Source organism: Citromicrobium bathyomarinum, from assembly GCA_001306305.2.
Taxonomy (GTDB): domain Bacteria; phylum Pseudomonadota; class Alphaproteobacteria; order Sphingomonadales; family Sphingomonadaceae; genus Alteriqipengyuania; species Alteriqipengyuania bathyomarina.
The window spans coordinates 491109-517804 of sequence record CP155577.1 but is presented as its reverse complement, the minus strand read 5'-3'; the positions used below and the strand labels follow the sequence as shown (position 1 = coordinate 517804).

Sequence of the window (26696 nt, the reverse complement as noted above, 5' to 3'; positions counted from 1 at the left end):
GAACAGTGCCTCGCGCCGCGCCATGCTGGAGGCGGCGGGCATCTCCATCGCCTCCGCCATTGGTGCCGATGTGGATGAGCGCGCGCTGGAAGCGGAGATGGCAGATGCGCCGCCCACAGAGATCGCGCAGGCGCTCGCCGCAGCAAAGGCCAGCGCGGTGTCCGCGGAAAATCCCGGCGCGCTGGTGCTGGGGGGTGACAGTCTGGTGATGGTCGAGGGCGAGCGGTTCGACAAACCGCGCGACCGCGCTGCGGCGGCTCAACACCTCCGCTTCTTCTCGGGCAAGCCGCTCCATCTCTACAGCGCGGCCGCTCTGGCCCGCGACGGTCGGATCGTGTGGCTGGGTGAAGACGTCGCCACGCTGCATGTGCGCGAGCTAAGCGAGGATTTCATCGAATCCTACCTTGCCGCCGAATGGCCCGAGGTGGCCCAGTGCGTCGGCGTATTCCGGATCGAGGCGCTGGGCGTGCAATTGTTCGAGCGGATCCAGGGCGACTATTTCACCATCCTGGGCATGCCGCTGCTGCAGGTACTCGGCGCGCTGCGCGACGAGGACGTGCTGGCCTCATGAGCATGCCCTTTGCGGAGGTGATCGGCGATCCCATCGCTCAGTCCAAGTCGCCCGCGATCCACCGCTTCTGGCTCCAGAAGCTGGGGATCAAGGGGGATTACCGCGCTACCCGCGTGACCGAGGACGATCTGGCGGACTATCTTGCGGAGCGGCAGGCCGACCCGAACTGGCGCGGCTGCAACGTGACCATGCCGCTCAAGCAGGCGGTCCAGCCGTACCTGGCTTCGGTGGAAGACCCGGCCGCCTCGATCGGTGCGGTTAACACGATCTATCCCGCGTTCGATCGCGTGCTTGCGGGGACCAACACCGATGCCGCCGGGTTTCTCGAACCGCTGACGCAGCAGCTGCGAGACACGCACCTGTTTCGCATGGCGCGGATCATCGGTGCGGGCGGAGCCGCGCGGGCGATCGCCCATGCGCTGGCCGTGCAAGGCTTCACTCTCGTGCTCGCCGCAAGGCGCACCGAACAGGCCGAAGAGCTGATCGCGCAGCTGCCCGGCACCACGGAGCACCATGTCGCCCCGATCGACCACTTTGCCGCGCCGACCGATTTCGCCTTCGACGACCGGCAGGGCATGCTCGATCTGGTGGTCAATGCCAGCCCGCTGGGGATGCGCGGCAAGGACGAGCTCGCTTTCGACTGGAGCCATGCACCGCCCGGTGCGATCGCCTATGATATCGTCACCGACCCGCTCGACACCGCATTCCTGCAGGCCGCACGCGCGGCGGGGCATCCAACGATCGACGGGCTGGCGATGCTGATCGGGCAGGCGGCAGAGGCGTTTCGCCTGTTCTACGGCGCGCCTCCTCCGCGCCAGCACGATGCCGAACTGCGCGAGCTGCTGAGCGCATGACACGCCCGCTGATCCTCGGCCTGACCGGTTCGATCGGGATGGGCAAATCGGCGGTCGCCGCGATGTTCGAGGCGCACGGGGTGCCCGTGTTCGATGCCGATGCGGAGGTTCGCGCGATGCAGGGTCCGGGCGGCCCGGTGCTCGGCGCGATCGAGGCGGCTTTTCCCGGGACCACCGGGCCCGAGGGCGTCGATCGCGGCAAGCTGGGCGCGCTGGTGTTCGGCAACCGCGAAGAGCTCGCCCGGCTCGAAGCGATCATGCACCCTGCGGTGGCGCAGCGTCGCGCGGCGTTCCTCGCGGAAAACAGCGACGCGCCGATCATCGTGTTCGACATCCCGCTATTGTTCGAAAAGGGCGGCGCGGGCGGGGTCGACCGGGTGGTAGTGGTCTCCGCGCCCCATCCCGTCCAGCGCGAGCGGGTGCTGGCGCGCGAGGGCATGACCGAGGAGAAATTCGAGCAGATCCTCGCGCTGCAGACCCCGGACGAGGACAAGCGCGCGCGCGCCGATCACGTGATCGATACCGGCCAGTCGCTCGCCGAAACCGAGGCGGAGGTCGCCGAACTGATCGCCCTATTGAAAAGCGAGCGCCCTTCCCCCGCCTGACCTTGCCAGTTGGCCCATGGAGGCCGATACTCCGGCCATGCGCGAAATCATCTTCGATACCGAAACCACCGGGATCGACCCCAGGCAGGGGCACCGGATGGTCGAGATCGGCTGTGTCGAGCTGGTCGACCGGATGCCGACCGGCGAAACCTTCCACGCCTATTACAACCCCGAGCGCGACATGCCCGCCGAGGCCGAGGCGATCCACGGGCTGAGCGCGCAGTTCCTGGCGGACAAGCCGCGTTTCGCCGATGCAGTCGACGAGTTTCTCGATTTCGTCCGCGACGACATGCTGGTGGCGCATAATGCCGGGTTCGACTTCGCTTTCCTCAATGCCGAGCTGGAGTTGTGCACACGCGAACCGATCTGCCTGACCCGCAAGATCGACACGCTGGAGATGGCACGGCGCAAGAACCCGGGCGGCAAGCATTCGCTCGATGCGCTGTGTTCGCGCTACGGGGTCGATCGCAGTCACCGCGTGTTCCACGGCGCGCTGCTCGACGCGGAGCTGCTCGCGCAGGTCTATATCGAGCTGACCGGCGGGCGGCAGATCGCGATGGGCCTGATTGGTGAGCTTGCCGAAGGCGATACCGCTCCCGCCGAGCCCGAACTGGCCGCGATGCTTCCCTCCGGCGATCGTCCGCGGCGCCCGGCCCGGCCCCATTCCGCGAGCGAACAGGAACTCGCGGCCCACGCGGCCTTTCTTGACCGTATGACAAGACCTATCTGGCATAGATAGGCCCCGCCCTCCCCCCGAAGGCGGCCAATAAGAAGGAGTATTGCTGAGCATGGATGTCAGGATTTCGGGCCACCAGATCGACACCGGCGCTGCGTTGCAGGAAAACGCGACCGATCGTCTCGCAGCCATCGTCGACAAGTATTTCAGCCGCGCGATTTCGGCCCACGCCACCTTCGGCAAGGTGCCGGGCGGGGCGTTCTCGTGCGATATCGTCGCCCATATCAAGCAGGGCCTGACGCTGAAATCGCGCGGTGAGGCGCATGACATCCACCAGGCGCTCGACGCGTCGGCCGCCAAGCTCGAAAAGCAGCTGCGCCGCTACAAGCGCCGGCTGAGCGAAAAGCACACCGACCGCGCACTGTCGCCCGAGGCGGAGGAAGCCGCCTACCGCATCTTCGCGGCACGGGCCGAAGAAGACGAGAGCGAGGTGGATGAATCGGCACCCGTGGTCGCCGAGACCAAGACCGACATCCCCGAAGTCTCGGTCGCCGATGCGGTCATGCTGCTCGATCTGCGCGACACCAATGCGCTGTTCTTCAAAAATGCTGGCAGTGGCCGCCATAATATGGTCTATCGCCGCCACGACGGCTCGATCGGATGGGTGGAGCCTCACTGACGCGCCAGCGGTTCGGCATTGATGCCAACCAGCAAGGGCGCGCCCGCCGCGCCTCTTGCGGCATCACGCCAGACCTGACGTCAGCTCACGAAAGCACAGTACCTTGCCGAGTCCGTTCCGATTGCTTCCCGAGGCGGTTCGCTGCGCCCATTGCAGCGACAAGCGTGCCATCCTTGCCGAGCTCGCGCGCGGATTTGCATCCGCCTACGGGCTCGACGAGGGCATGGTGCTGGACGCGCTGCGCGAACGCGAGGCGCTCGGCAGCACCGGCTTCGGCCGGGCAGTGGCTATCCCGCACGCCCGGCTGGAGACGATCGATCGCCCGCTGGCGATGCTGATTCATCTCGACCGCGACGTCGATTTCGACGCTGCCGACGGAATCCCCGTGCGGCTGGTGGTGGGCCTGCTCTCGCCCAGCGATGCGGGTGCGCAGCACCTCCACGCACTCGCGGCAATATCCCGCGTGACGCGCGACGAACGCGTGCTGCACCAGTTGTTCGAAGCGCGCAGCGAGGAAGAGCTGTTCGCGATCATCGCGAATTCGGGTCTGCGTGACGCAGCCTGAGGACTCCCCCGGGCCCGCCGCCCATTATCGCGCGCTCGAGCGACTCTATCGCTCGGCCCCGATCAACGCGCTGTTCGCATCGGGTCTCACCATCGAGGGTGAAGGCCGCGCGCGGATCGAGTTCGATATCACCGAAAGCGTCTATCACGCGGCGGGTGCGGCGCATGGCACCGTCTATTTCAAGATGCTCGACGATGCGGCCTTCTACGCCGCCAACACCCTGGTCACCGACCGATTCCTGCTGACGACCGCGTTCAACGCCCATTTCACCAAGCCGGTGCGCGAGGGGCGGGTGACTGCGTCGGGCGTGTGGATCAGCGGGCGACGGCGCGTGCTGGTCGCCGAATCGCGGCTGGTCGACGAAGAGGGTGACGAGATCGGGCGCGGCACCGGCACATTCATGCGCTCGCGAATCCCGCTTTCGGGCCTCGAAGGATACGCGGACGAATCGCAATGAGCGATTCGCGGCTGCCGACTCACCTGCTGGTGAGTGCTCTTTTGCGGCAAGTTTCGGCAGACGGTGGCAATGGAGTTATCCTTGCCAAAGGTGACCGTGAAAGCGGCACCTATATTGTTTTGCTGCGCGAGCGAGACGGAAGCGTGAAACTAGTCGAAAGACGCCCGTCCGCCGGTTTTGGCTTCGAATGGCAAGTAACGCAGGAGAAAACCCCTGAAAACGAAGGGGAAATCTACGAATATTGCGATCGCAGACACGCGCAGGACGAGGATTTGTGGGTGGTCGAGGCACAGGTCGAAAATGCACAACGGTTCGTCGCACAAATGCGGCCTTAACTTGACCTAGCGCGCCGCACAGGCAAAGGGCCCGCGACTTCGAATTTGCGCAGGCGGTCGAAGCGGCAATACGGTCGCATCGATAAGCACGCAGTCGGGGAACGGCCGGCAGGCCTTTCAAGAACCCTCACACCTTACACAACTTCAACAAGCGCTTCGGCGCGTGATGGTTCCAGCCTGCGTCTGTGTTCGTTCACCGCCCTTTGAACGGGATCAATGGGTAGCAAGACGAAATTCGGCTTTGCGGCGTTTGTCGCAGCTGGACTGATCGCATCCGCAGGGTTCACCTACGCGGACGCGCAAGCCCAACAGGGCGACACTGAAATTTCCATCGCGCCGCAGCCGGAGGCTTCGGCCGATCCGGTGTTCATCTCCGAAGAAGTGGTTCAGCCGCTGCCGGAAGAGAACACGAGCGAGGCGGACGAGACGGCGCAGGTCGCCGACGCAGCCACGCCGCAGGCATCATCGCTGCGCGAACTGGTCGCCGAGGTCGATGCACCCGCGACGCTGTCGCGCCAGCTCGAATGCCTGGCAGGCGCAGTCTATTTCGAAGCGCGCGGCGAGCCGATGGAAGGCCAGCTGGCGGTGGCGCAGGTCATCATCAACCGCGCCGAATCTTCCGCCTTCCCTTCGGATTATTGCGGGGTTGTCACCCAGCGTTCGCAGTTCTCCTTCGTGAAGAACGGCGTCATCCCCAGCCGCCGCAGCAATGCCGCCGCGTGGGAACGCGCGCGCAAGATCGCGCGGATTGCGCATGAAGGCATGTGGAACAGCGCGGCGGAAGACTCGCTCTATTTCCACGCGACCTATGTGAAGCCGAGCTGGGCGCGCAAGAAGGTCGCACGGGCAACCATCAAGACGCACATCTTCTACCGGTAAGCGATACCGGATCGATTTTTTGAAGAGGGGCGCGGCACGGGAGGGTGCTGCGCCCCTTTCGCGTGATGGTACATCCTCAGGCGATCTCGACCCACACTGGTGCATGATCGCTGGCCTTCTCGCGGCCGCGTGCGTGCTTGTCGACGCCCGCCGCCTGCAAGCGGTCGGCGAGTTCGGGCGAGAGCAGGCAGTGGTCGATGCGGAAGCCGTGATCGCGCTGCCAGGCACCGCGCTGATAGTCCCAGAAGGTCCACACCCCGCCGCGCGGGTTGAGCGTGTCGATCGCGTCGGTCCACCCGTCCGCCAGCAGGCGGGCATAGGCATCGCGCGATTCGGGCTGCATCAGCGCGTCGTCCGCCATCGCGGGCGGTGACCACACGTCCTTGTCCTGCGGGATGACATTGAAATCGCCGAGCACGATCGTGGGCTTCTCCTGCGCCCACAGCGCCGCCATACGCGCGCGCAGCCGCTCCATCCACGCCAGCTTGTAATCGAACTTGGGGCCGGGATGGGGATTGCCGTTGGGCAGGTAGAGATTGGCGATGACCACGCCATCGACCTCGACCTCAAGATAGCGGGCCTGATCGTCACTCTCGTCACCGGGCAGGCCGCGCTGACGCTCTTCCATGGTCAGACCCTGCTTGGCGAGCACGGCGACCCCGTTGAAGCTCTTCTGTCCGTGCCACAGCGCCTGATAGCCGATCGCCTCGAACTCGCTGGCAGGGAAGCCGTCGTCCTGCGACTTGATTTCCTGCAGGCACGCGACGTCGGGCTGGGTTTCCTCCAGCCATTCGAGCAGGCGGGGCAGACGGGCCTTGATCCCGTTTATGTTGAAGGTGGCGATGCGCATGGCGGCTTCCTGCCTGATGCGCAGCGCCTAGTCTAATTCAAATCCCGAAGCTGGAGCCGCAGCCACAGCCCGCGGCCGCCTGCGGATTCTCGACCTGAAAGGCCGCCCCGCCCAGCGATTCGACGAAATCGACCTTGCTGCCTGCCACCAGATCGAGGCTGACCGGATCGACCACCAGCGTCACCCCGTCGGTTTCGCTGGTCAGGTCGTCGCTCTCGGGCCCATCGGCCAGTTCGAAGCGATACTGGAAGCCCGAGCATCCGCCACCATCCACGGCGAGCCGCAAAACCGCGGGCTTGCCCTGCTTGCTGGCAATGGCGGAGACGCGCGCTGCGGCGGCTTGCGTGAGAGCGGGAGTATCGGTCATAGCTACGATATGGGCGCGAGGGGGCCTTGCCTCAAGCCGTCTGGATGTAGCTACGCAAATCCTCTGCCTCTCGCTCCACCTCGTCGAAGCGCGATTTGACCAGATCGCCGATCGAGACGAAGCCGAGCAGTGCATCGTCCTCGACCACCGGGAGGTGGCGAATGCGCCGCTTGGTCATCAGCGCCAGCGCCTGGTCGATCTTCTGATCGCGCGTCACGGTGATTGCGGGCGACGTCATGACCTCGCCCACAGGCCTTTCGAGGCAGGACGGGCCTTGCGCAGCCATGCAATAGATCACGTCGCGCTCGGAAAAGATGCCCGCGACCTTGCCGCCGTCCATCACCGGCAGCGCGCCGATCCGCTTTTCCGCGAGCAGCGTAACCGCGTCGCGCATCGGAGTTTGCGTCTGGCAGCTCACGATGTCATGAGGATCGCGATCCGCGACAAGCCGTTCGATATCCATCCTCAGCTCTCCTTTTTTTGGAGGAGGATCATGACACGAAGGGTGCGTTTTGGCGAATCTGCGCGACACCCTGCCACAGGAGGGCCCGATGCCGCCCAAATCCCCGCTCGACGATCCCGAACAGGCCGCCTTCGCCTGGGCCCGCTACAAGCGGATCATGCGCTTCATGCTGCTGGTGACGATCATCGTGGTCGCGGCGGCAATGGCGGCGATCTTCTGGAGTGAGGCGGAGGTCAGCCCGCATTTCTTCATCGCGGTCGCGCTGGGCATCGGGCTGACGATGCTGCTTGCCAGCGCGCTGATGGGGCTGGTGTTCCTCTCCAACGGCACCGGCCACGACGAATCGATCCACAATCCGCTGGCCGACGAGGATGGCTGGCACGACAGTGGCGAGGACGACTGGCGGCGCTGAGAGCCCTCAGCGCTCCGGATACAGGCGATACGCCTCCACCGGTTCGCCGCCGATCAGATGCTGCTGGATGATCTCCTCCAGCACCTCAGGCGTGCAGGAGTGGTACCAGACGCCATCGGGCTGGACGAGTGCGATCGGCCCCGCGTCGCAGATCTGCAGGCAGTCGGCCTTGGTTCGCCGGACCAGCAGATCCTGCCCGTCATCCTTGGACGGGCCAATGCGCAGCTCCTTCAGGCGTTTCTTGAGGTAGTTCCAGGATTCCTTGCCCTGCGCGCGGTCGCAGCACTTCGCCTTTTCAGGCAGAGCGCACAGGAAGATGTGCCGCGCGGCGCGCTCTCCACCCGTCTTGGCGAGTGCCTCGCGCGCCTTGCGCAGTTCCCTGGCCTTGTTCATTCGGCGTCTTCGCCCAGCCAGCGATCGAGCCAGGCGAACACGGTGTCGTGCCACTGCAGCGAGTTGACCGGCTTGAGCACCCAGTGGTTCTCGTCCGGGAAGACCAGCAGCTGCGAGGGGATGCCGCGCTCCTGCAAGGCGGTGAAGGCGCCGATACCCTGGGTGTAGGGCACGCGGAAATCCTTCTCTCCGGTGACCACCAGCATCGGGGTCTGCCAGCTGTCGACGTAGTTCACCGGATTCCAGCGCTCGTAGGTGTCGCGCGCCACGGCGTAGCTGCCGCCGAAGTCCCAGCGGGGAAACCACAGTTCCTCGGTCGCGTAATAGAAGCTGCGCATGTCGAACAGGCCGTCGTGCTGCACCAGGCAGTCGAACCGGTCGGACCAGTTACCCGCGATCCAGTTCATCATATAGCCGCCGTAGGACGCGCCCATTGCGCAGGCCTTGTCGCCGTCGATCTGCGGATCGAGCGCGAGCGCGGCGGCGAGGCCTTTCTGCAGGTCTTCGAGCGGCTTGCCGCCCCAGTCGCGGTTGATCGCATCGGTGAAGGCCTGCCCGTATCCGGTGGACCCGTGGAAATCGACCGAGATCACCGCGTAGCCCTGGCTCGCCAGCACGCGGGGGTTCCAGCGGCTCGACCAGCCATCGTTGAACGAACCCTGCGGCCCGCCGTGGACGTAGAGGATTGCAGGCAGCGGCCCGGTGGCGCCGGAAGGCTTGGTGATCTGGCCCCACACCGTATCGCCATTCGCGCCTGCGAAATCGAACCGCCGGGTCTCGACCGGGGCGAGTGCATCGATCCGGTCGGTCGCGACGCTGGTCAGCCGGTCTGCCTCACCCCAGTTGCGCGACAGGTAGACTTCGGCCGGGGCGGCGATCGAATCGCGGGTGAACAGCAGGCGCTGGCCATCGAGCGGAGTAACGTTACCGATATGCGCTTCGTTGCCGGGCATCAGGTCGAGCTTGGTCACCGTGCCGGTGCGCGGGTCGATCCGGAAGGCGGGCGTGTCGAGCACGTCCTGCGCGGTGGCCACGATCCAGCGCGAATCGGGGGTCCACGCGAGCGAGCCGAAGCTGCGGTCGAAATCCTGCGTCAGCGCGCGGGTTTCTCCGGTGGCCAGATCGCGCAGCATGATCCGCAGGCGATCCGCTTCGTATGCGGGCCGCTCCATCGCGAGATAGGCGAGCCATTTGCCGTCGGGAGACGGTGCGGGGGTGCCGTCGGTCGCCTGGTTCGCATCGGTCAGACTCGCCGGGGCGGTGTCCCCCATGGTGAAGCTGTAGATATCGGTGTCGGTCGAGGTCGGCTCTGCCGCATCCGATTCACGGGCGACGAAATAGAGTGTCTTGCCGTCCGGGCTCCACGCCATGTCTTCCAGCCCGCCGAAAGGCTGCAGCGGCGTGTCGCCGACCAGCGCGCCTTCGCCGTCAGGCCCGTCGACCGCGACGCCCGGGCCGCGCGCCTTGCCGCCCGACAGCGGGAACACGAACACGCGGCTGAACACATCTGGCGTCTCCCACGTATCCCAGTGCCGTACGAAGCCGTCTTCATTGTCGTAGAGCCTGCCGGAACCGGTCGCGGTTGTGGTGGCATCGGGGCAGTCGAACTGCGCGCAGCCGCGCGGCACATTGCCGAAGATCGCGAGGCTTTCGCCATTGGGCGAGACTTCGAATCCGCCGACCTCGCGGGTCAGCTGGGTCACCTGATGCAGATCGGCCAGCGTGCTGTCGCCGCGCAGCGCCCCGCGCCACACCTGTGCGCCGGTCGACCCTTCGCCGCCGGGCGCGAGGAAATAGACTTCGTCATCGCCCACGAACACGGGCGAGGACGCGCCTTCGGGCATGGTCACCGTGACCTCATCCCCCGTGGCGATCGTTCGGACCCGGTGCTGCGTGCTGCGGGCAAGCGATTCGGAATTGGTCGTGGTGACCGAATAGAGCGCCAGAGTGCCGTCATCATTGACGCTTGGGCCACCGAGACGCGGCATGGTGACCAGGTCGAGCGCGGTCATCGGGTGCGGGGACGTTGGCTGGGCGGCGCTGCTCTGAGCAGTCTCTTGCGCGATCGCGGGGGGGGTGACGAACGCCGCGGAGGCGGCGAGAAGGGCGAGCGGTTTGAAAGCCTTGCGCATGGCGCGCGAAACTAAGCCTGTCGCTGCGCCTCGCAAGCGAATTCTGGTGACGAGTCGGGGTGAGCCGGGGCGAAAACCCGCAGCGGTGATCAGCCCTGCTTCTTGACGATTCGCGCGATTTCCTGGCGGACCAGTTCCTCCACCATCGGCGGCAGGTTCTTGTCGAGCCAGTCGGCCAGCATCGGGCGCAGCATTTCGCGTGCCATGCCTTCGAGCGAGGTCTCGCCCGAGCGCACGATCTGCGGCTGCGCGCCCGGCTCTGCCAGTAACGCGAGGGTCGCGAGATTGTCGCGCATGGATTCGCGCGAGGTGGCGCTCATCAGAGGTTCGTCCTGTTCGTCTTCATGGTCAGCGGCGTGCCCGCCGCCCGTCGCATCGTCGTCATCGACCAGGTCGGCTTCGGCCAGATCGAACACCTCGTCGGCCTCTTCCTCAAGAACCGCTTCCGTGCGGCTGGCGCGTTCGCGCCGCCGCCGCGCGTCCAGCGCGCCCGCGCGATTGTCGCGCGCGATCACCTTCTTGATGGAATCGAGAATTTCCTCGACCGACGCTTCGCCGTCCCGCAAGTTTCCGTCCCCCGACAGTGGTCGTTCAGTTCCGTTCCGGCTCGATCATCGGGCCGTAGACCGTGCCGACTTCCGCGTCGGCGGCGGGAATGTCAACGGTCCGTGTGCCGGCGGCTTCGGGTTCGGGGTCGCGATCCCAGTCGCTCCAGCGGTCCGACACGCGATCGTAATTGGCCAGCGGATCGTACAGCGCGCCGCCTTCGATGCCCAAATCGCGCGCCTCTGCACGGCCCATCGCGGCCAGCAGGCTGAAGCCGGCGACGTAAGCGTTACGTCGGGCGGTGACGAGATCGACGCGGGCGAGCAGCAGCTCCTGCTCGGCATTGAGCACGTCGAGCACGGTGCGGTTGCCGATCGAGTTTTCCGCGCGCACGCCTTCGAGGCTGAGTTCGGCAGCAGCAACCGCCTCGCGCGAGCTGTCGATAATCGCCAGCGCGGCGGAATAGCTCGCGTATGAGGCGCGCACCTGCGCGATCACGTCACGCTCGGCGGCGATCACCTGATCGAGCGCGGCGGACGCGCGGGCCTGTGCCTGGCGTTGCAGCGCTGCGGGGCGTCCACCCTGGAAGATCGGGATCGACAGAGTCAGACCGGCGGACGAGGCGTCGGCAGTCTGGGGGCTGGGCCCGGTCGGCGAATCGGGGACCGAGCCGAGGAAATTCTGATAATCATAACCGGCGAAAGCGGACAGGCGGGGAAGGCGGCTCGCCCCGGCGACATCAATATCGTATCCTGCGGCCTGCGCACGTTCGCGCGCGGCGATCAGGTCTGGATTATTGTCCAGCGCGACATCGACCGCCATCCGGGGATCGTCCGGCAGGTTGGGGAGCGGCGGCGGCGGTTCGAGCTCGCCCGGGGCGGAACCGACCAGCTGGATGTAGCTTTCGCGCGCCTGGATCAGTCCGGCCTGGGCCGAACGCAGGTCGCCGCGGGCGAGTGCCAGCCGCGATTGCGACTGGGCAACATCGGTCCGGGTCAGGTCGCCGATCTCGAACCGGTCGCTGGTGGCACGCAGGTTGACCTCCAGCACCTGGACCTGATTGGCGCTCAGGCCGACCAGCGCTTCGCCGCGCAGCACGTCCATATAGGCGGCGACGACCTGGCTGAAGATTGCACTCTCGGTCCCGCGCAGATCCGCACGGCCTGCCTCGACCCGCTGCTCCGCGGCGCGGATCGAGTTCTTGACCGCACCGCCGGAATAGATCGGCACGCCCAGATCGACCCCGGCGCTCAGCGAGCGGGCAGGCGCGAAGAAGCTCGTCGAATTCTGGATCAGCACTTCGGTCAGCGCGGCGGATCCGGTGACGCTCGGCCGTCCGTCGGCCTTCTCGATCGCAACATTCTCGTCCGTGGCGCGCAGTTGGGCCCGCGCGGCCTGCAGCGTGGGGTTGCTGCGATAGGCTTCGGCCAGCGCCTCGTTCAGCGTATCCGCATAGGCGGGCGCGGCGAGAGCAAGAATGCTCGACGCCGTCAGGGCGAGGATGGCGGTGCGTTTCATGATCAGAAAGTCCAGCTTTGCGGCCGGTCGAACGCGGGGAGGCGGGGAAGCTGGCTTTCGACCAGCGTCATCAGCGAAACATCCGCGCCGCTATGGCGGCCAATTGCGAGGCGGGGGACGCCGCGCGAAACAACTCCGGTGACGAGCCTGCCCGACGGGGCCAGCGTGGCTGCCAGCTGCGCGGGCACATGCTCGACCGCGCCATCGACGATCACCAGATCGAACGCGCCGTCGACATCGCCCGACAGCACGTCGTCCGGCGTCGCTTCGCGGAGTTCGCCGACCAGCGGCAGGATCAGCGCAGCGAGATAGGCGGTCGCGGGGCCGATCAGCAGAGTGCGTTCGTCCGCACGCGGCTTCGCATGGGTCAGGATCTGCCCCTGCGCCAGCGGCGGGGCGAGGAAGGCACCGGCACCCAGCGGAACCGTCCGGTCGACATAGGCGGACGCGCGCGCGGCTTCGGGCACGTAATCTTCACGTGGGATCGCGGCCATGCGATCGAGCACCCATGCATCGTTGATCCCGCTGGTGCGCAGCTGGCTTTCGATCATGTGGCGGCGCGCGGCGGTGAAGTCGGGTGCTTTGTGCGCGGTTGCGATCATGTTTCTCGTCTCGTTTTCTGTCGCCGGAGTGTATCGGCGGATGCGGGCCTCGGCGGTGCCTTATAGGGGGCGGAAAGGCTCGCCAAGACCCGCATCACTTGTCGCATAGGCTTGTGCTGCTCTAGTGGCGCTTCGGTTTCGATCAGCAGGAGGTGCCCGTCGATGAGCGACATGACGATAATTAGCGAAGATGATCTCATCGAAAGCGTGGCCGACGCGCTGCAATTCATCTCCTACTACCACCCGATGGATTACATCCGCGCGCTGGGCGAGGCCTATGAGGCGGAGCAGGGCGCGGCGGCCAAGGACGCAATCGCGCAGATCCTGACCAACAGCCGGATGTGCGCCGAAGGGCATCGCCCGATCTGCCAGGATACCGGCATCGTCAACGTGTTCGTCAAATGGGGGCAGGACTGCCGCCTGGACAGCAAGCGCAGCTTGCAGGACGTGGTCGATGAGGGCGTACGGCAGGCCTACAACCACCCGGACAACAAGCTGCGCGCGAGCATTCTGGCCGATCCGGCCTTCACCCGCCGCAACACGCGCGACAATACCCCTTGTGTGCTGTCGGTCGAGATGGTGCCGGGCAACACGGTCAGCATCGATGTCGCCGCCAAGGGTGGGGGCAGCGAGAACAAGAGCAAGTTCAAGATGATGAACCCCAGCGACAACATCGTCGACTGGGTGGTCGAACAGGTGCCTTCGATGGGTGCTGGCTGGTGCCCTCCGGGGATGCTGGGCATCGGCATCGGCGGCACCGCGGAACATTGCGTCCGGCTGGCCAAGCAGAGCCTGATGGACCCGATCGACATGGGCCAGCTGAAGGCGCGCGGCGCGCAGACCGATATCGAGCAGCTGCGGATCGACATTTTCGATGCGGTCAACGCGCAGGGAATCGGCGCGCAGGGGCTGGGCGGGCTTTCGACCGTGCTCGACGTCAAGATCCTCGACTGGCCGTGCCACGCCGCAGGCAAGCCGGTGGCGATGATCCCCAATTGCGCCGCGACTCGGCATGCGCATTTCACGCTCGACGGCTCGGGCCCGAGCTATCTCGAGAAGCCCGATCTCGACCAGTGGCCCAAGGTCAACTGGCAGCCGGACAGTGCTGCCAAGCGCGTGAACCTCGATACGCTGACGCAGGAAGAGGTCGAAAGCTGGCAGCATGGCGATCGCCTGCTGCTGTCGGGCAAGATGCTGACAGGGCGCGACGCGGCGCACAAACGTATCAAGGATATGCTCGAGGCGGGCGAGGAGCTGCCCGTCGATTTCCGCGGTCGCGCGATCTATTACGTCGGACCCGTAGACCCGGTGATGGGCGAAGTCGTTGGCCCGGCCGGCCCGACCACCGCCACGCGGATGGACACCTTCACCGAGATGATGCTCGACCTCGGGCTGCTCGCGATGATCGGCAAGGCAGAGCGCGGCGCGGACGCGGTCGAAGTGATCAGCCGCTTCAAGACCGCCTACCTGATGGCGACCGGCGGCGCGGCCTACCTGGTCGCGCGGGCGATCAAGGAAGCGAAGGTCGTCGCGTTCGAGGAACTGGGCATGGAAGCGATCTACGAATTCACGGTCGAGAACATGCCGGTGACGGTCGCGGTCGATGCGGCGGGCAACAACGTCCACACGCTCGCCCCGGCGCAGTGGAAGAAGCGGATCGCGGAGGAAAAGCTGCTCGAAAAGTCGTGAGCGGCACTCGACCGGTGTCCGGCTGCTATCGACCGGCGGCATGGCCTTGCGCGCGCGCGCAGCGCAATGAGGGCGGATCGTGACCGACGTCTCACCCGACATCCCCGCCGCCCGCACATCGAGCGTTCTCCCACTGCGGCTCGTGCTGCTGTCCATCGCGGGTCTGTGGCTGACCTATTACGTGCTCGTTTCGCTGCGCGGGCTGGTTGTCGGGCTGGACCTGCAGGAGGCGCTGATGTGGCGCCGGCTGATCGTGTGCCTGGTCGGCGCGGTGGTCACCTTTGGAATGTGGCTGGTGCTGCGGCTGGTCGATTCGCGATCGCTGCAGGTAAAGACCGCGACTGCGCTGCTTGTCGCGCTCCCCGCCTCGCTGATGATCGCGCAGGTCAACCAGATGGTCTTCGCCGACGTGCAGGACCGGATTTATCAGGATTACGCCAAGGAGCAGGGGATCGTCATCCGGCGCGATGAATCGGGCAACCTGCTGGTCGAATTCCCCCCGATCCCTCGCGCACAGAGAACCGGCACCGCCAGCACCACCGGTGCCGCGGCCGACCGGCGCGAGATGGACCTCGACGATGGCGAGGGGCGGACCTTCGTGCTTGCCCCCGCACCCAAGGGAGCGGAACGCTGGCGGCAACTGTCCGACATCGCGCTGGGCCGCTATTTCCTGCTGCTCGCCTGGGCTGCGCTTTATCTCGCGATGCTGGCGGGCGCACAGGCCCGCGCGTCACAGGTGCGTGAAGAGCGCTTCCGAACCGCCGCCAAGGCCGCAGAGCTCCGATCCCTGCGCTACCAGATCAATCCGCACTTCCTGTTCAACACGCTCAATTCGCTCTCCTCGCTGGTGATCACCGGCAAGGAAACGCGGGCCGAGGCGATGATCCAGGCGGTCTCCAACTTCTACCGCCACAGCCTGGCGGAGGAGCCGACAGAGGACGTCGCGCTGGAGGACGAGATCGCGCTGCAACGCGACTACCTCGCGATCGAGGAGGTCCGCTTCCCCGAACGCCTGCTGGTCGCGATCGACCTGCCCGGCGATCTGGAGCGTGCGCGCGTGCCGGGGATGATCCTCCAGCCGCTGGTCGAGAATTCGGTCCGCTACGCAGTCGCCCGCTCGACCACCCCGGTGCGCGTGTCGATCGAGGCCTTTGCCGCCGATGGGCGCCTGCATCTGGTGGTGGCCGATAATGGCCCCGGCCTTCCCGAGGGGACCGGAGGCGGCTTCGGCATCGGCCTTTCCAACGTGCGCGACCGGCTCAAGGCCCGCTTCGGCTCGCGCGCTCAAGTCCGCTCCGGAAAGGTCGAGGGCGGAGGCTACCGTACAGAACTCATCATGCCGCTGGATTTCAACGATGGACGATAATGGACCCCTGCGCGTCGTACTGGTCGACGACGAACCGCTCGCGATCGAGCGTCTGGAAACCCTGTGCGGCCGGATTGCCGACGTCGAAGTGGTCGGCAAGGCCGATCACGGCGAAGCCGCGCTGGAGGTGATCGGCAAGACCGCGCCCGATCTGGTGCTGCTCGACCTGACCATGCCCGGGATCGACGGGATCGAAGTCGCGCGCAAACTGTCCGAACAGACGACGCCGCCTGCGGTCATCTTCGTCACCGCGCACGAGAGTTTCGCGGTCGAAGCCTTCGATCTCGACGCGGTCGACTATGTGCTGAAGCCCGTCGCTGCCGAACGGCTTGAGCGTGCGATCGGCCGCGCGATCGCGAAGCGGGGCGAGCCTGCGGGCACCAGCGACACCAAGTGGCTGCAGGAATTGTGGGTGCCGCACCGGTCCGAACTGGTCCGTGTGTCGGTCTCGGACGTGCGCCGGATCGATGCCGAGCGTGATTATGTGCGGCTGTTCGTGGGCGAAAAGACCTACCTGCTGCTGCAGACCATCGCCGGGCTGGAGGAAAAGCTCGATCCCGAGGAATACATCCGCATTCATCGCAGCACGATCCTGCGCAAAGACAACATCGCGGGCCTGCGTCACGACGGGCTGGGCGTCTGGTCGGTCGAGCTGGAAGATGGCGAGACGCTGCGGATCGGTCGCACCTACCTGCCCAAGGTGAAGGCCATGGCGGGCCGCTAGGAGCGCCACTGCACGCGTCGGCCTTCGCGCTAGCGTGACATGCACACCCATGCGAAAGCCCCCGCCGGACCGGGATCCGACGGGGGCTTTTTGCGAAGGGGCGAGGGGCGTCAGCCGCCCAGATTGTCGTCCGTCTCCATTGCCGCGATCTGCGCACGGACCTGCCGGTCGACACTGGCGACACATTTGCGCGCGGCGCTGGGGTTCAGCCGGGTGCCGGTGCGCAGCTCTCCGATACCGCAAACCTTGCGCGCGGCCGCATCGATCCGCTTGTCGAGCGTGGCGCGACCTTCGGGGCTGCTCAGGTCGAGATCGGCATAGGGTACGCCGACAGACGCGTTCTGGGCCATGGCGGGCACCACCGGCAGAGCGAGGGCGGTGGCGGCGATCAGTACGAGAGACGTCTTCATTGGGGGTCCTCCTTTTATAGGGCGGCGCACCGGGGTTCAGGGGGATTGGTGCGCCGCCGGACACAGGAGTGACCCAACATGCCCGGCGGGGCACGCGGCTTTCGACCGGAGGCGTGATTGCTAGACGGACGTTACGGAATCGGGGATCAACCGCCGATCTCGTCCGGCCAACGACAGGAGCGCAAAAAGCCCCGCCGGCAAAATGCGGGCGGGGCCATTGCAGGTGATTCGAAAAAAGGGGGGCGGGGCAAAGCCCCCGCGATCAGCCGGGGATGACCGCCTGCGCCGAACCGCCATCGCCCTGCGGCGCGGCGAGGATGTCGCGCGTCACGCGGCCCTTGGCGACGGTTTGCGTCTTGGGATCGCCGACCGAGGAGCGGATGCCGGGAGCCGCCTCGCCTGCGCGGCTGAGCGCGGCAGCTTCGACCTGGCTGCGCGGAGCCGGCCCGCCGAACAGCGCGTCCAGCGCCTGTTCCGCGGCGGTGCCTTCAGAGGGGCGCGGTGCGCCAGGTTCGGGCGGGGCGAGGCTGAAATCGGGCGGAACCACCAGCGGCGCCTGCCGCTGCACTGCGAATTCGTCCGGCCGGTCGCGGCCCAGGATTCCGCCGCCGCTGCCGCAGGCGGACAGGCCCATGGCGAAGGTGGCGAGGATGATGAGGCTCTTGTGGCGCATGTTCAGCTCTCTTTCGCAGCCAAGTGCATATCGGATTGCGCGCCCTTGTCGCGCAGGAAGAAGGAACGGGCAAGGATGATGAGGACGCCGATGGTGATGCACGCATCGGCGACGTTGAAGATCATGAACGGGCGGAACGCGCCGAAGTGCAGGTCCGCATAGTCGATCACGTAGCCGTAGAGCACGCGGTCGAGGATATTGCCCAGCGCGCCGCCAAGAATGAGGGCGAGGCCGAAGATATCGCCCTTGGTCCGCTCGCGCAGCATCCAGAACAGCACGATCAGCGCGATCGCCCCGGTGCCCATCACCAGCAGCCAGCGCTGTTCCACGCTCTGCGCCTCGAACAGGCCGAGCGAAATGCCGAAATTGGTGGTGAAGCGCAGGTCGAAGAAGGGCAGCAGTTCCTTCACCGCGCCGATGGAATCGATTCCCAGCGGGCCGGTGACCAGCCATTTGACCAGCTGGTCGAGCCCGAAGACGAGCGCGGCCAGCGCAAGGCCGCGCAAGCGGCGATTCCACGCACGGTCCATCAGTTCACCACCTCTTCGCACCGGCTGCACAGGTCGCCATCCTCAGCCACGCTCGGCAGGAGGCGCCAGCAACGGCCACACTTGTTACAGGAGGAACGGGTTACGGTCACCCCTTCGCCATCGTGGGTGGCGACTGACGCGGCGATGAACAGCTCGGCGAGATCGTCGAGGGTGAACCCTTCCGGCACGGCCTGCGCGGGCACGGATACCGCCGCTTCGTTGCTCGAGCGGATGGTCTTCTCGCGCCGCAGCGGCTCGATCGCCTCGGTTACGTCCTCGCGAAGCTCGCGCAGGGCGGCGAATCGCGTTGCCAGTGCTTCGTCGGTCCAGTTCGCGGGCAGCGGGTGGATCTGCTGCAGGTGGATGCTCTTCGCCTCGGGGAAGCGTGTGCTCCAAACCTCCTCGGCGGTGAACACCAGCACCGGCGCGGCGTAGCGGACCAGAGCGTGGAACAGCGTGTCGAGCACGGTGCGATAGGCGCGCCGTTCGACCGATTGCGGATCGTCGCAATAGAGCCGGTCCTTGCGGATATCGAACAGGAAGGCCGAGAGGTCCTCGTTCGCGAACTCGGTCAGCAGGCGGGTGTATTCGTTGAAGTCGTAATCCGTAATCGCCTGCCGCAGCTTGCCGTCCAGCTCAGCCAACTTGTGCAGCGTATAGCGCTCAAGCTCGGGCATCTCGAGATAATCGACGGCTTCGGAAGCTTCGTAGCCTTCGAGCGCGCCGAGCAGGTAGCGGAAGGTGTTGCGCAGCTTGCGGTACTGGTCCGCCACGCCCTTCAGGATCTCGTCGCCGATGCGGTGATCCATCGTCGAATCGACGCTGAGCGCCCACAGCCGCAGGATATCCGCGCCGTACTGCTCGACGATCTTCAATGGATCGACCGTGTTGCCGAGGCTCTTCGACATCTTGCGCCCGTTCTGGTCCATGGTGAAGCCATGGGTCAGCACCTGGTCGTAAGGTGCACGGCCGCGCGTGGCGCAGGATTCGAGCAGCGAGGACTGAAACCAGCCGCGATGCTGGTCGGAGCCTTCGAGGTAGAGATTCGCGGGCCAAGTCAGCGCAGGCCAGCGATCGCTTTCGAGCACGAAGACATGCGTGCAGCCCGAATCGAACCACACGTCGAGAATGTCGTGCACCATCTCGAAATCGTCGGGGTTGTGCTCGCTCCCTAGGAATTCGGCCTTGCGCGCCTCGTCCCACGCATCGACGCCGCCCTCGCGGATGGCATCGACCACGCGCTGGTTCACGCCTGCGTCCTGCAGGTAGGTCCCGTCCTTGCGGACGAACAGCGTGATCGGAACGCCCCATGCGCGCTGGCGCGAAAGCACCCAGTCGGGCCGCCCTTCGACCATCGAGCGGATGCGATTGCGCCCCCGCTCGGGCACGAAGCGCACGCGCTCGATTTCGGAGAGAGCGCGCTCACGCAGCGTGCCGGGCGCTCCCTCTGCATGGCCAACGCCCTCGCTCTCGACGATCGGCGCGTCGACAGGATGCTTCGCTTCGACCAGGGGCTTGTCCATCGGCACGAACCACTGCGGCGTGCAGCGGTAGATGATCTTCGCCTTGGAGCGCCACGAGTGCGGGTAGGAGTGCTTGTAGTCCGCGCTCGCGCTCAGCAGCGCGCCCGCATCGGAGAGGTCCGAGCAGATCGGCCCGTCGGGCGCGTTGAACTTGGGGTTGATGACCGCGCGGCGACGCTCGTCGTCACCGCCCAGCCACGGCCAGTCGTCGCGGTACACGCCGCCATCGTCGACCGCGAAGACCGGGTCGATCCCGTTCTCGCGGCACAGGTAGAAATCGTCCTCGCCATGGTCGGGCGACATGTGGACGAGGCCGGTACCGCTATCGGTGGTGACGAAGTCGCCCGCGAGCATGGGGCGGAGCGTTTCGTAGAACCCGCCAAGCTTGTGCATCGGGTGGCGGACCTTGGTACCGGCGAGGTCTGTTCCGACCGCAAACCCAAGCGTAGAGTAATTCTGATCAGGCCTGCCTTGCGCACGCTGCCTTGCGCGGAACCCGTCATAGAGATCGCGAGCCACCAGGAACCTGCGTCCTGTCGGCTCCGCCATGTCGTCGAGTTCCTCGATGTGGACATAGTCCACCTCAGGCCCATAGGCCAAAGCCTGGTTCACCGGGATCGTCCACGGCGTGGTCGTCCAGATCACCGCATGCGCGCCGACCAGTTCCGGGATCGGCGATTCGACGATCTCGAACGCCACATCGATCTGCGTGCTCGTGATGTCCTCGTACTCGACCTCGGCTTCGGCGAGCGCGGTTTTTTCGACCGGGCTCCACATCACCGGCTTGGAGCCGCGATAGAGATTGCCCGCCTCCGCGAACTTCATCAGCTCTGCGACGATCGTCGCTTCGCTGTCGTAGTCCATGGTGAGGTAGGGATTGTCCCAGTCGCCCAGGATGCCGAGGCGTTTGAGCTGTTCGCGCTGGGTATCGACCCATTTCTGAGCGTAGGCGCGGCATTCGGCGCGGAATTCGGCGCGCGGAACCTCGTCCTTGTTGAGCTTCTTCTTGCGGTACTGTTCCTCGACCTTCCACTCGATCGGCAGGCCGTGGCAGTCCCACCCGGGCACGTAGGGCGCATCCTTGCCGAGCAGGGTCTGCGTGCGGCAGACCATGTCCTTGAGGATGTGATTGAGCGAGTGGCCCACGTGAATGTCGCCGTTTGCATACGGCGGGCCATCGTGAAGGATGAACTTTTCCGCGCCCGCACGCTCGGCGCGCAGCTTCCCGTGCAGGTCGTCCTGCTGCCATTCGGCCAGAATGCCTGGCTCCTTCTGCGGGAGCCCGGCTTTCATGGGGAAATCGGTTTTCGGCAGGAAGACGGTGTCCCGCCAGTCCTTCTTTGTATCGTCGCTCATCAGGCGCGAGGCCTTAGCGGGGCCTTGTGCATCGCGCAATTTTTCGATTGCCATGCCCGGTGTGGGATCGCGGAGGATATGCGGAGGAACGGGGCGCGCGGAGACATCGCGCAACCTGTCCTACATGCCGCCGACCGGCTAGCTTCGCCGCCGCTCTTTGAGACTGTCGATCCCCACGGACCTGCTCATCGGCTCTCGCGTGATGATATCTACCCTCGCGAAAGAGGCCGGTTTTTTGACCCCAGGACACTGTGTCAGGTGTGTCAGAAGGCGCTGATCGCCAACCGCTAGTCCGCCAGCAGCCGCCGCGCTTCCGCGCAATCCCGGTCCATCTGCGCGATGAGCGCGTCGAGCCCGTCGAACTTGGCTTCGGGTCGGATGAAGTGGTGCAGCGCGACCTCGATTTCCTGCCCGTAGAGGTCGCCCGAGAAGTCGAAGAAATAGGGCTCGAGCAGCTCCTTGGCCGGTTCGAACTGCGGACGGATGCCGACATTGGCCGCGCCCTGCAGCTCTTCGCCCGAGGACAGGATGCGGCCCGTCACCGCGTAGATGCCGTACTTCGGGCGCAGGTAATCCTCGAGCGCGAGGTTGGCGGTGGGGTAGCCGATCGTGCGCCCGCGCTTGTCGCCATGCTCCACGATCCCGCGAATCGCGAAGGGGCGGGTGAGCAGCTGCGCGGCGGCCTGCGGCTCGCCTGCCTTGAGGAGATCGCGAATCCGGCTGGAGGAGACGACCGCGTCGCCATCGCTCACCGCCGAGACGGTGCGCGCTTCCAGCCCATGTTTCGTGCCATGCTCCTTCAGGAGCGCGGCATTGCCCTTGGCGCCCTTGCCGAAGGTGAAATCCTCGCCCGTCAGCACGCCATGCGCGCCGAACCGCTCGACCAGGATATGCTCGATGAAATCTTCCGCGCTGGTCCCCGCCAGCTCGGCATCGAAGTGGAACACCAGCATCGCGGTCGCCCCGAAGGCGAGATAGAGTTCGTGCCGCTGTTCGAGGCTGGTCAGGCGGAAGGGCGGGGTGTCGGGCCGGAAGAACTGCACCGGGTGCGGATCGAAGGTGGCGACGATGACCGGCCGCTCTTCCTCGCGCGCCCAACGTATCGCTTCGCCCGCGACAGCCTGGTGGCCCTTGTGAAACCCGTCGAAATTGCCGAGCGCCACTATGGCTCCGCGCAAGGGCGCGGGCACCGGCTCGCGATGGTCGAGCCACCTCATTGCGGCACGATTCCCGCACGCAGCACGCGCAGAGCGTTGCCGCCCATCACTGCGCGAATCTCGTCCTCGGTGAAGCCTTCGTCCATCAGCGCCTGCGTCACCTGCACCAGCTGCGACGTGTCGAACCGCACCGTCGTGGCGCCGTCGTAATCGCTGCCGAGTGCGACGTAATCGATCCCCACCAGATCGCGTACATGCTTCATCGCCTTGGCCGCATCGCGCGGCGACGTGCCGCAGACCGCCGCATCCCAGTAGCCGATGCCGACCACGCCGCCGGTCTTGGCGACCCCGCGAATCTCATCGTCCGACAGGTTGCGGTTGACGTCGCAGGTCGCCTGCACCCCGCCGTGGCTGGAGACCACCGGGCGCTCCGCCATCGCGAGGATGTCGGCCACACACTTGTGACTGCAATGCGCAATGTCGACCACCATGCCGAGCTGTTCCATTTTCCGGACGGCGGTGCGGCCCTTGTCGGTCAGCCCGCCCTTTTCCATTCCGTGCATCGACCCGGCGAGAGTATTGTCGAAGAAATGGGTCAGGCTCGCCATGCGGAAACCTTGTTTGCTCAGCACGTCGAGGTTCGACAGATCGCCTTCGAGGTTCTGCAATCCCTCGATGCTCAGCAGCGCACCGACCGGCTTGGGCGTCTGGCTGGACCGTTCACGCAGCAGGCGGTCGAGATCCTTGATGGAAGCCACCTTGAGCAGCTCGCCGTCCGACTTCGCCGCCGCCCGGTCGAGCTTCTCGGCATGCCATAGCGAGCGTTCCAGCAGGCTGTTCCAGGTGCGGGTGGGTTGCAGCTGCGCGATCACCAGCGGGGTGATGTTGTCGCTATCGGCATCGTTCGCGTCGTAGTTCTGGCCCTTGGGCGTCTTGGTGACGCTGGAGAACACCTGCAGCGCGACATTGCCCTCTTCAAGCCGCGGCAGGTCCATATGGCCCTGGTCCGCGCGATTGAGCAGGTTGCGGTTCCACAGCAGGGTGTCCGAATGCAGATCGACGATGGTCAGCGTCTCGTGCAGCGCCTTCGCTTCGTCGGAGACTTCGATCAGCGGTTCGCCGTCGATCTGGTTCATGCTCCGCTCGACCATGCCGGGGCCGAACTGGAAGAAGCCTGCGATGCCGACCAGCAGCACCAGCCCGACGATAATCAGTACGGTTTTCTTCACGCGCGCCGCTCGTAAGTGATGAAGGAGAAGGCGGGGGTGTCGCCGCTGGCCTCGTGGTCCTCACGCGCGACCTCGGCCCAGCGTTCGGGATCGGGTGCGTCCATGAAGGTGTCGCCGTCGTAATCGGCGTGGATCTGGGTCAGCTCGATCCGTTCGGCCTGCGGCTCGAACAGCAGGAATACGTCGGACCCGCCGATGATCGCGGTTTCCTCGCCCCCGGCGGCGGCGAGCGCTTCGGGGACCGACATCACATGCTCGGCACCTTCGGCCTGCCAGTCCGAATCGCGGCTGAGCACGATATGACGGCGACCGGGGAGCGGGGCGGGGAAGCTCTCGAAGGTCTTGCGGCCCATGATCATCGGCTTGCCCATGGTCACTTTCTTGAAGTGCTTGAGGTCCGCCGGGATATGCCAGGGCAAGCCGCCATCTTTGCCGATCGTGCCATTTGCGGCGCGCGCATAGACGAGGACGAGCTGATCCTGAATCATGAGCTGGTGTCTCCCTCGGGCCATTCGAGCCGTGTGATGTGGCCCATCTTGCGCCCCTCGGGCGCCTCGGTCTTGCCGTAGAGGTGAAGGTGCGCCGAAGGCTCGCGCAGCGCTTCGTGCGCGGTCGCGGAGGCGGGGCCGATCACGTTCTCCATCACCACGCGCGGCGCGACGCGGCGGGTATCGCCCAGCGGCAGGCCGCAGATCGCGCGGACCTGGTTCTCGAACTGGCTGGTGGCGGCACCCTCGATGGTCCAGTGGCCGGAATTATGCGTGCGCGGGGCCATCTCGTTAAAGATCGGGCCGCTTTCGCTGGCGAAGAATTCGAGCGTCAGCACGCCGACATAGCTCAGCTTGTTCGCCACCGCCTGCGCTAGCCTGCGCGCTTCGCCCACCTGTTCGCCGATGATCGCCGCACCGGGCAGGGTCGAGCGGGCGAGAATGCCGTCCTCATGGCCGTTCTGCGAACTTTCCCAGAAGGCCACCGTGCCATCCGCGCGCCGGGCGAGGATGACCGAGAATTCGCATTCGAACTGGACGAAGCCTTCGAGGATGCAGGGCGCGTCGGGCAGGTCGAGCGCCTCGGCCTCTTCGCGCGAGCCGATCCGCCACTGGCCTTTGCCGTCGTACCCGTCGCGCCGAGTCTTGAGGATTGCGGGTGTCCCCAGAGCCTCGATCCCCGTGAGCAGGTCGGCGCGCGAATCGACCGCGTGGAAGGGGGCCGGCGTGCCGCCCAGATCGGCGACGAAGCGCTTCTCGGCCAGCCGGTCCTGCGCGATCGCGAGGGCCCGGGGGTGCGGGGCGAGCTTGTCGGCGATCGCGTCCAGCGGGGCGGCGGGGACGTTCTCGAACTCGAGCGTCACCACGTCGCACGCATCGGCAAAGGCCTTGAGCGCCTCGGCATCGTGCCAGTCGGCGGCGATATATTCGTTGCACACCTGCGCGATCACCGCATCGCCTGCCGGAGCGTAGGCGATCACGCGATAGCCCAGCTGCGCGGCGGAGATCGCCAGCATACGGCCAAGCTGCCCACCGCCGAGGATGCCGATCGTGCCGCCCGGTTTGATCATGACCGCTCGATCACTCAGGCCGTTCCGCAACCTTGGCGGTGCGCGCGGCGCGCCATGCGACAAGCCGTTCCATCACCGCCGGATCATGCGCGCCGAGGATCGCGGCGGCGAGCAGCGCGGCATTGGTCGCCCCAGCGTCTCCGATCGCGAGCGTGCCGACCGGGATGCCGGCGGGCATTTGCGCGATCGAGAGCAGGCTATCCAGGCCCGACAGCGCTTTCGACTGGACCGGCACGCCGAGCACCGGAAGCGGGGTCATCGCGGCGATCATGCCTGGCAGGTGCGCCGCGCCGCCCGCGCCAGCGATTACCACCTTGAAGCCTTCGTCCGCCGCGCCCTTGGCGAAATCGTACATCCGGTCGGGCGTGCGGTGGGCGGAGACGATCCGCGCCTCGTGCGCGATCCCCAGATCCTCCAGAACATCGGCGGCGCATTTCATCGTCGGCCAGTCGGACTGGCTGCCCATGACGATGGCGACGGTCGCGGCGCCCGACATCAGGTTTCGTCCAGGTAGCGGCGTTCACCCGCGACCTGCCCATCTTCGAACCGGTAGATGATCGGCCGCCCGGTGGGGATTTCGAGGCCGGTGATCTCGTCGTCGGAAATGCCCGAGAGGTGCTTGACCAGCGCACGCAGCGAATTGCCGTGGGCGGAGACGATTACCGTCCGCTCGCCGGTCAGCTGGGGCAGGATGTGTTCTTCCCAGTAGGGCAGCACGCGCTCGATCGTGAGCTTCAGGCTCTCGGTATAGGGCACGTCGATCCCTTCGTAGCGCGGGTCCGCGCCGGGATCATATTCGCTGCCCGGCTCCATCGGCGGGGGCGGGGTGTCGAAGCTGCGGCGCCAGATATGGACCTGCTCGTCGCCATGCTTGTCGCGCGTCTGCTGCTTGTCGAGCCCGGTCAGGCCGCCATAGTGCCGCTCGTTCAGGTGCCAGTCCTTGGTCACCGGAATCCACAGCCGCCCGCATTCCTCAAGCGCGAGGTTGAGCGTGCGAATCGCGCGCGTCTGGAGTGAGGTGAAGGCAATATCGGGCAGTACGCCCTTGTCTTTCAGCAGGCGGCCCGCGGCGCGCGCTTCTTCCACGCCCTTGTCGGTCAAATCGACATCCCACCATCCGGTGAAACGGTTGGCGAGGTTCCATTCCGACTGTCCGTGGCGGACGAGGATCAGCGTCGACAAATTCTTGTGCTCCCTTGCGGATAGGCTGCGAGCCGTTAGCGGGCCTCACCGTCTTTGGAAAGGTCGCGTTCCTGCGGTGTGACCCGCGTGCCCGCCTTGCGCCGCCGCAGGTTGGCGCGCAGCTGCGCGGCAAGGCGCTCCTCCCTTGTGGGCGGTGCTGGAGGGGGGCTGTCGGGCTCGCTCATCGTGTGCTCCCATGCTATTGCGAAGGCTTCGAGGCAAGCTTGGCTTGACTTGTGCGCCGCACGCGACAATAGCGCGCGGCCTGTGGCGGGCGATAGCGTTCGCCCACGCCCCCTTATGCTGCTGTAGCTCAGTGGTAGAGCGCACCCTTGGTAAGGGTGAGGCCGGGAGTTCAATCCTCCCCAGCAGCACCACCTCTCTACCCCCTCTCG

The 26696-nt window shown here is 65.9% G+C and carries 32 protein-coding genes and 1 tRNA gene; 14 read left to right on the top strand and 19 right to left on the bottom strand.

What is annotated here, in order from left to right:
- The first annotated feature begins 22 nt into the window (after nucleotides 1-22).
- The 9 genes from VO57_002645 (at nucleotide 23) to VO57_002605 (ending at nucleotide 5621) form a co-directional block, all read left to right on the top strand.
- Nucleotides 23-571 carry a Maf family protein gene (locus tag VO57_002645; GenBank protein ID XBL70254.1) on the top strand — a complete coding sequence of 183 codons (549 nt, stop codon included), beginning with the start codon at nucleotides 23-25 and terminating at the stop codon, nucleotides 569-571.
- Nucleotides 568-1425, top strand: coding sequence for a shikimate dehydrogenase (locus VO57_002640; protein XBL70253.1), 858 nt, complete (start codon nucleotides 568-570; stop codon nucleotides 1423-1425). Before VO57_002645 ends, VO57_002640 begins: the two co-directional genes overlap by 4 nt.
- Entirely contained in the window at nucleotides 1422-2030 is a 609-nt protein-coding gene (gene coaE / locus VO57_002635) for a dephospho-CoA kinase (GenBank protein ID XBL70252.1), read from the top strand. The genes VO57_002640 and coaE overlap by 4 nt, the downstream gene beginning before the upstream one ends.
- 37 nt (nucleotides 2031-2067) lie before the next feature.
- Nucleotides 2068-2769, top strand: coding sequence for a DNA polymerase III subunit epsilon (dnaQ, locus tag VO57_002630; protein ID XBL71383.1), 702 nt, complete (start codon nucleotides 2068-2070; stop codon nucleotides 2767-2769).
- Nucleotides 2770-2818: 49 nt separating this feature from the next.
- A complete protein-coding gene (gene raiA, locus VO57_002625) occupies nucleotides 2819-3385 on the top strand; it encodes a ribosome-associated translation inhibitor RaiA (protein ID XBL70251.1) in 567 nt (188 codons plus the stop codon).
- A 103-nt stretch (nucleotides 3386-3488) separates the two neighbouring features.
- A complete protein-coding gene (locus tag VO57_002620; GenBank protein ID XBL70250.1) occupies nucleotides 3489-3950 on the top strand; it encodes a PTS sugar transporter subunit IIA in 462 nt (153 codons plus the stop codon).
- A complete protein-coding gene (locus VO57_002615) occupies nucleotides 3937-4407 on the top strand; it encodes a PaaI family thioesterase (GenBank protein ID XBL70249.1) in 471 nt (156 codons plus the stop codon). Before VO57_002620 ends, VO57_002615 begins: the two co-directional genes overlap by 14 nt.
- Complete coding sequence (locus VO57_002610; protein XBL70248.1) at nucleotides 4404-4742, top strand: DUF1491 family protein; 339 nt, start codon at nucleotides 4404-4406, stop codon at nucleotides 4740-4742. Before VO57_002615 ends, VO57_002610 begins: the two co-directional genes overlap by 4 nt.
- Nucleotides 4743-4958: 216 nt before the next feature.
- Nucleotides 4959-5621, top strand: coding sequence for a cell wall hydrolase (locus tag VO57_002605; GenBank protein ID XBL70247.1), 663 nt, complete (start codon nucleotides 4959-4961; stop codon nucleotides 5619-5621).
- Between the two features lie 76 nt (nucleotides 5622-5697).
- Here VO57_002605 and xth read toward each other — a convergent pair whose 3' ends face one another.
- Genes xth through VO57_002590 form a run of 3 tightly spaced genes read right to left on the bottom strand, consistent with a single transcriptional unit; the run spans nucleotide 5698 to nucleotide 7301 of the window.
- Nucleotides 5698-6471: an exodeoxyribonuclease III gene (gene xth, locus VO57_002600; GenBank protein ID XBL70246.1), complete on the bottom strand. Its 774-nt coding sequence runs from the start codon at nucleotides 6469-6471 to the stop codon at nucleotides 5698-5700.
- A gap of 37 nt (nucleotides 6472-6508) precedes the next feature.
- Nucleotides 6509-6838, bottom strand: coding sequence for an iron-sulfur cluster assembly accessory protein (locus VO57_002595; GenBank protein ID XBL70245.1), 330 nt, complete (start codon nucleotides 6836-6838; stop codon nucleotides 6509-6511).
- 31 nt (nucleotides 6839-6869) lie between these two features.
- The gene (locus VO57_002590) at nucleotides 6870-7301 is read right to left on the bottom strand and encodes a CBS domain-containing protein (protein ID XBL70244.1); all 432 of its coding nucleotides are present in this window, start codon (nucleotides 7299-7301) and stop codon (nucleotides 6870-6872) included.
- Nucleotides 7302-7389: 88 nt separating this feature from the next.
- On the opposite strand from VO57_002590, the gene VO57_002585 reads away from it, so the two are divergent.
- Entirely contained in the window at nucleotides 7390-7713 is a 324-nt protein-coding gene (locus VO57_002585; protein ID XBL70243.1) for a hypothetical protein, read from the top strand.
- 6 nt (nucleotides 7714-7719) lie between these two features.
- On the opposite strand, the gene VO57_002580 is transcribed toward VO57_002585, so the two are convergent.
- From VO57_002580 to VO57_002560, 5 genes are all read right to left on the bottom strand, one after another.
- Nucleotides 7720-8106, bottom strand: coding sequence for a (2Fe-2S) ferredoxin domain-containing protein (locus VO57_002580; protein XBL70242.1), 387 nt, complete (start codon nucleotides 8104-8106; stop codon nucleotides 7720-7722).
- Nucleotides 8103-10238 carry a S9 family peptidase gene (locus VO57_002575; protein ID XBL70241.1) on the bottom strand — a complete coding sequence of 712 codons (2136 nt, stop codon included), beginning with the start codon at nucleotides 10236-10238 and terminating at the stop codon, nucleotides 8103-8105. Before VO57_002575 ends, VO57_002580 begins: the two co-directional genes overlap by 4 nt.
- Nucleotides 10239-10327: 89 nt before the next feature.
- Nucleotides 10328-10804: a DUF2497 domain-containing protein gene (locus VO57_002570; GenBank protein ID XBL70240.1), complete on the bottom strand. Its 477-nt coding sequence runs from the start codon at nucleotides 10802-10804 to the stop codon at nucleotides 10328-10330.
- Nucleotides 10805-10829: 25 nt separating this feature from the next.
- The gene (locus VO57_002565) at nucleotides 10830-12302 is read right to left on the bottom strand and encodes a TolC family outer membrane protein (GenBank protein XBL70239.1); all 1473 of its coding nucleotides are present in this window, start codon (nucleotides 12300-12302) and stop codon (nucleotides 10830-10832) included.
- A gap of 2 nt (nucleotides 12303-12304) precedes the next feature.
- Nucleotides 12305-12904 carry a protein-L-isoaspartate O-methyltransferase gene (locus VO57_002560; protein ID XBL70238.1) on the bottom strand — a complete coding sequence of 200 codons (600 nt, stop codon included), beginning with the start codon at nucleotides 12902-12904 and terminating at the stop codon, nucleotides 12305-12307.
- 162 nt (nucleotides 12905-13066) lie between these two features.
- On the opposite strand from VO57_002560, the gene VO57_002555 reads away from it, so the two are divergent.
- The 3 genes from VO57_002555 to VO57_002545 all read left to right on the top strand — a co-directional run bounded on the left by VO57_002555 (nucleotide 13067) and on the right by VO57_002545 (nucleotide 16683).
- Nucleotides 13067-14593, top strand: a complete 1527-nt coding sequence (locus VO57_002555; GenBank protein XBL70237.1) for a fumarate hydratase — start codon at nucleotides 13067-13069, stop codon at nucleotides 14591-14593.
- Nucleotides 14594-14672: 79 nt separating this feature from the next.
- Complete coding sequence (locus VO57_002550; protein XBL70236.1) at nucleotides 14673-15959, top strand: histidine kinase; 1287 nt, start codon at nucleotides 14673-14675, stop codon at nucleotides 15957-15959.
- Nucleotides 15949-16683, top strand: coding sequence for a LytTR family DNA-binding domain-containing protein (locus tag VO57_002545; protein XBL70235.1), 735 nt, complete (start codon nucleotides 15949-15951; stop codon nucleotides 16681-16683). Before VO57_002550 ends, VO57_002545 begins: the two co-directional genes overlap by 11 nt.
- A gap of 110 nt (nucleotides 16684-16793) precedes the next feature.
- On the opposite strand, the gene VO57_002540 is transcribed toward VO57_002545, so the two are convergent.
- The 11 genes from VO57_002540 to VO57_002490 form a co-directional block, all read right to left on the bottom strand.
- Complete coding sequence (locus VO57_002540) at nucleotides 16794-17093, bottom strand: UrcA family protein (protein ID XBL70234.1); 300 nt, start codon at nucleotides 17091-17093, stop codon at nucleotides 16794-16796.
- Nucleotides 17094-17355: 262 nt separating this feature from the next.
- A complete protein-coding gene (locus VO57_002535; GenBank protein XBL70233.1) occupies nucleotides 17356-17766 on the bottom strand; it encodes a DUF3035 domain-containing protein in 411 nt (136 codons plus the stop codon).
- Nucleotides 17767-17768: 2 nt separating this feature from the next.
- Nucleotides 17769-18296, bottom strand: coding sequence for a signal peptidase II (gene lspA, locus VO57_002530; GenBank protein ID XBL70232.1), 528 nt, complete (start codon nucleotides 18294-18296; stop codon nucleotides 17769-17771).
- Nucleotides 18296-21175, bottom strand: a complete 2880-nt coding sequence (gene ileS / locus VO57_002525; protein ID XBL70231.1) for an isoleucine--tRNA ligase — start codon at nucleotides 21173-21175, stop codon at nucleotides 18296-18298. The genes lspA and ileS overlap by 1 nt, the downstream gene beginning before the upstream one ends.
- Before the next feature lie 287 nt (nucleotides 21176-21462).
- Entirely contained in the window at nucleotides 21463-22392 is a 930-nt protein-coding gene (locus VO57_002520; protein ID XBL70230.1) for a bifunctional riboflavin kinase/FAD synthetase, read from the bottom strand.
- Complete coding sequence (locus VO57_002515) at nucleotides 22389-23561, bottom strand: dipeptidase (protein XBL70229.1); 1173 nt, start codon at nucleotides 23559-23561, stop codon at nucleotides 22389-22391. The genes VO57_002520 and VO57_002515 overlap by 4 nt, the downstream gene beginning before the upstream one ends.
- Entirely contained in the window at nucleotides 23558-24049 is a 492-nt protein-coding gene (locus VO57_002510; GenBank protein XBL70228.1) for a dihydrofolate reductase, read from the bottom strand. Before VO57_002510 ends, VO57_002515 begins: the two co-directional genes overlap by 4 nt.
- Nucleotides 24046-25119, bottom strand: coding sequence for a 5-(carboxyamino)imidazole ribonucleotide synthase (locus VO57_002505; protein XBL70227.1), 1074 nt, complete (start codon nucleotides 25117-25119; stop codon nucleotides 24046-24048). The genes VO57_002510 and VO57_002505 overlap by 4 nt, the downstream gene beginning before the upstream one ends.
- Nucleotides 25120-25129: 10 nt before the next feature.
- A complete protein-coding gene (purE, locus tag VO57_002500) occupies nucleotides 25130-25615 on the bottom strand; it encodes a 5-(carboxyamino)imidazole ribonucleotide mutase (protein ID XBL70226.1) in 486 nt (161 codons plus the stop codon).
- Nucleotides 25615-26301 carry a 2,3-diphosphoglycerate-dependent phosphoglycerate mutase gene (gene gpmA, locus VO57_002495; protein XBL70225.1) on the bottom strand — a complete coding sequence of 229 codons (687 nt, stop codon included), beginning with the start codon at nucleotides 26299-26301 and terminating at the stop codon, nucleotides 25615-25617. The genes purE and gpmA overlap by 1 nt, the downstream gene beginning before the upstream one ends.
- A gap of 35 nt (nucleotides 26302-26336) precedes the next feature.
- Nucleotides 26337-26486 carry a hypothetical protein gene (locus VO57_002490; GenBank protein ID XBL70224.1) on the bottom strand — a complete coding sequence of 50 codons (150 nt, stop codon included), beginning with the start codon at nucleotides 26484-26486 and terminating at the stop codon, nucleotides 26337-26339.
- A 117-nt stretch (nucleotides 26487-26603) separates the two neighbouring features.
- Here VO57_002490 and VO57_002485 point away from each other — a divergent pair.
- A tRNA-Thr gene (locus tag VO57_002485) sits at nucleotides 26604-26678 on the top strand.
- The last annotated feature ends 18 nt before the right edge of the window (nucleotides 26679-26696 follow it).

Coding starts and splice junctions, on each gene's coding strand:
- VO57_002490 (XBL70224.1), bottom strand. CDS start 26,486: ATGAGCGAGCCCGACAGCCCCCCTCCAGCACCGCCCACAAGGGAGGAG.
- ileS (XBL70231.1), bottom strand. CDS start 21,175: ATGAGCGACGATACAAAGAAGGACTGGCGGGACACCGTCTTCCTGCCG.
- VO57_002510 (XBL70228.1), bottom strand. CDS start 24,049: ATGATTCAGGATCAGCTCGTCCTCGTCTATGCGCGCGCCGCAAATGGC.
- VO57_002590 (XBL70244.1), bottom strand. CDS start 7,301: ATGGATATCGAACGGCTTGTCGCGGATCGCGATCCTCATGACATCGTG.
- VO57_002605 (XBL70247.1), top strand. CDS start 4,959: ATGGGTAGCAAGACGAAATTCGGCTTTGCGGCGTTTGTCGCAGCTGGA.
- VO57_002560 (XBL70238.1), bottom strand. CDS start 12,904: ATGATCGCAACCGCGCACAAAGCACCCGACTTCACCGCCGCGCGCCGC.
- VO57_002535 (XBL70233.1), bottom strand. CDS start 17,766: ATGCGCCACAAGAGCCTCATCATCCTCGCCACCTTCGCCATGGGCCTG.
- VO57_002540 (XBL70234.1), bottom strand. CDS start 17,093: ATGAAGACGTCTCTCGTACTGATCGCCGCCACCGCCCTCGCTCTGCCG.
- VO57_002565 (XBL70239.1), bottom strand. CDS start 12,302: ATGAAACGCACCGCCATCCTCGCCCTGACGGCGTCGAGCATTCTTGCT.
- VO57_002575 (XBL70241.1), bottom strand. CDS start 10,238: ATGCGCAAGGCTTTCAAACCGCTCGCCCTTCTCGCCGCCTCCGCGGCG.
- VO57_002640 (XBL70253.1), top strand. CDS start 568: ATGAGCATGCCCTTTGCGGAGGTGATCGGCGATCCCATCGCTCAGTCC.
- lspA (XBL70232.1), bottom strand. CDS start 18,296: ATGGACCGTGCGTGGAATCGCCGCTTGCGCGGCCTTGCGCTGGCCGCG.
- VO57_002645 (XBL70254.1), top strand. CDS start 23: ATGCTGGAGGCGGCGGGCATCTCCATCGCCTCCGCCATTGGTGCCGAT.
- xth (XBL70246.1), bottom strand. CDS start 6,471: ATGCGCATCGCCACCTTCAACATAAACGGGATCAAGGCCCGTCTGCCC.
- VO57_002520 (XBL70230.1), bottom strand. CDS start 22,392: ATGAGGTGGCTCGACCATCGCGAGCCGGTGCCCGCGCCCTTGCGCGGA.
- coaE (XBL70252.1), top strand. CDS start 1,422: ATGACACGCCCGCTGATCCTCGGCCTGACCGGTTCGATCGGGATGGGC.
- VO57_002580 (XBL70242.1), bottom strand. CDS start 8,106: ATGAACAAGGCCAGGGAACTGCGCAAGGCGCGCGAGGCACTCGCCAAG.
- raiA (XBL70251.1), top strand. CDS start 2,819: ATGGATGTCAGGATTTCGGGCCACCAGATCGACACCGGCGCTGCGTTG.
- VO57_002555 (XBL70237.1), top strand. CDS start 13,067: ATGAGCGACATGACGATAATTAGCGAAGATGATCTCATCGAAAGCGTG.
- VO57_002545 (XBL70235.1), top strand. CDS start 15,949: ATGGACGATAATGGACCCCTGCGCGTCGTACTGGTCGACGACGAACCG.
- purE (XBL70226.1), bottom strand. CDS start 25,615: ATGTCGGGCGCCGCGACCGTCGCCATCGTCATGGGCAGCCAGTCCGAC.
- VO57_002595 (XBL70245.1), bottom strand. CDS start 6,838: ATGACCGATACTCCCGCTCTCACGCAAGCCGCCGCAGCGCGCGTCTCC.
- VO57_002505 (XBL70227.1), bottom strand. CDS start 25,119: ATGATCAAACCGGGCGGCACGATCGGCATCCTCGGCGGTGGGCAGCTT.
- VO57_002610 (XBL70248.1), top strand. CDS start 4,404: ATGAGCGATTCGCGGCTGCCGACTCACCTGCTGGTGAGTGCTCTTTTG.
- dnaQ (XBL71383.1), top strand. CDS start 2,068: ATGCGCGAAATCATCTTCGATACCGAAACCACCGGGATCGACCCCAGG.
- VO57_002585 (XBL70243.1), top strand. CDS start 7,390: ATGCCGCCCAAATCCCCGCTCGACGATCCCGAACAGGCCGCCTTCGCC.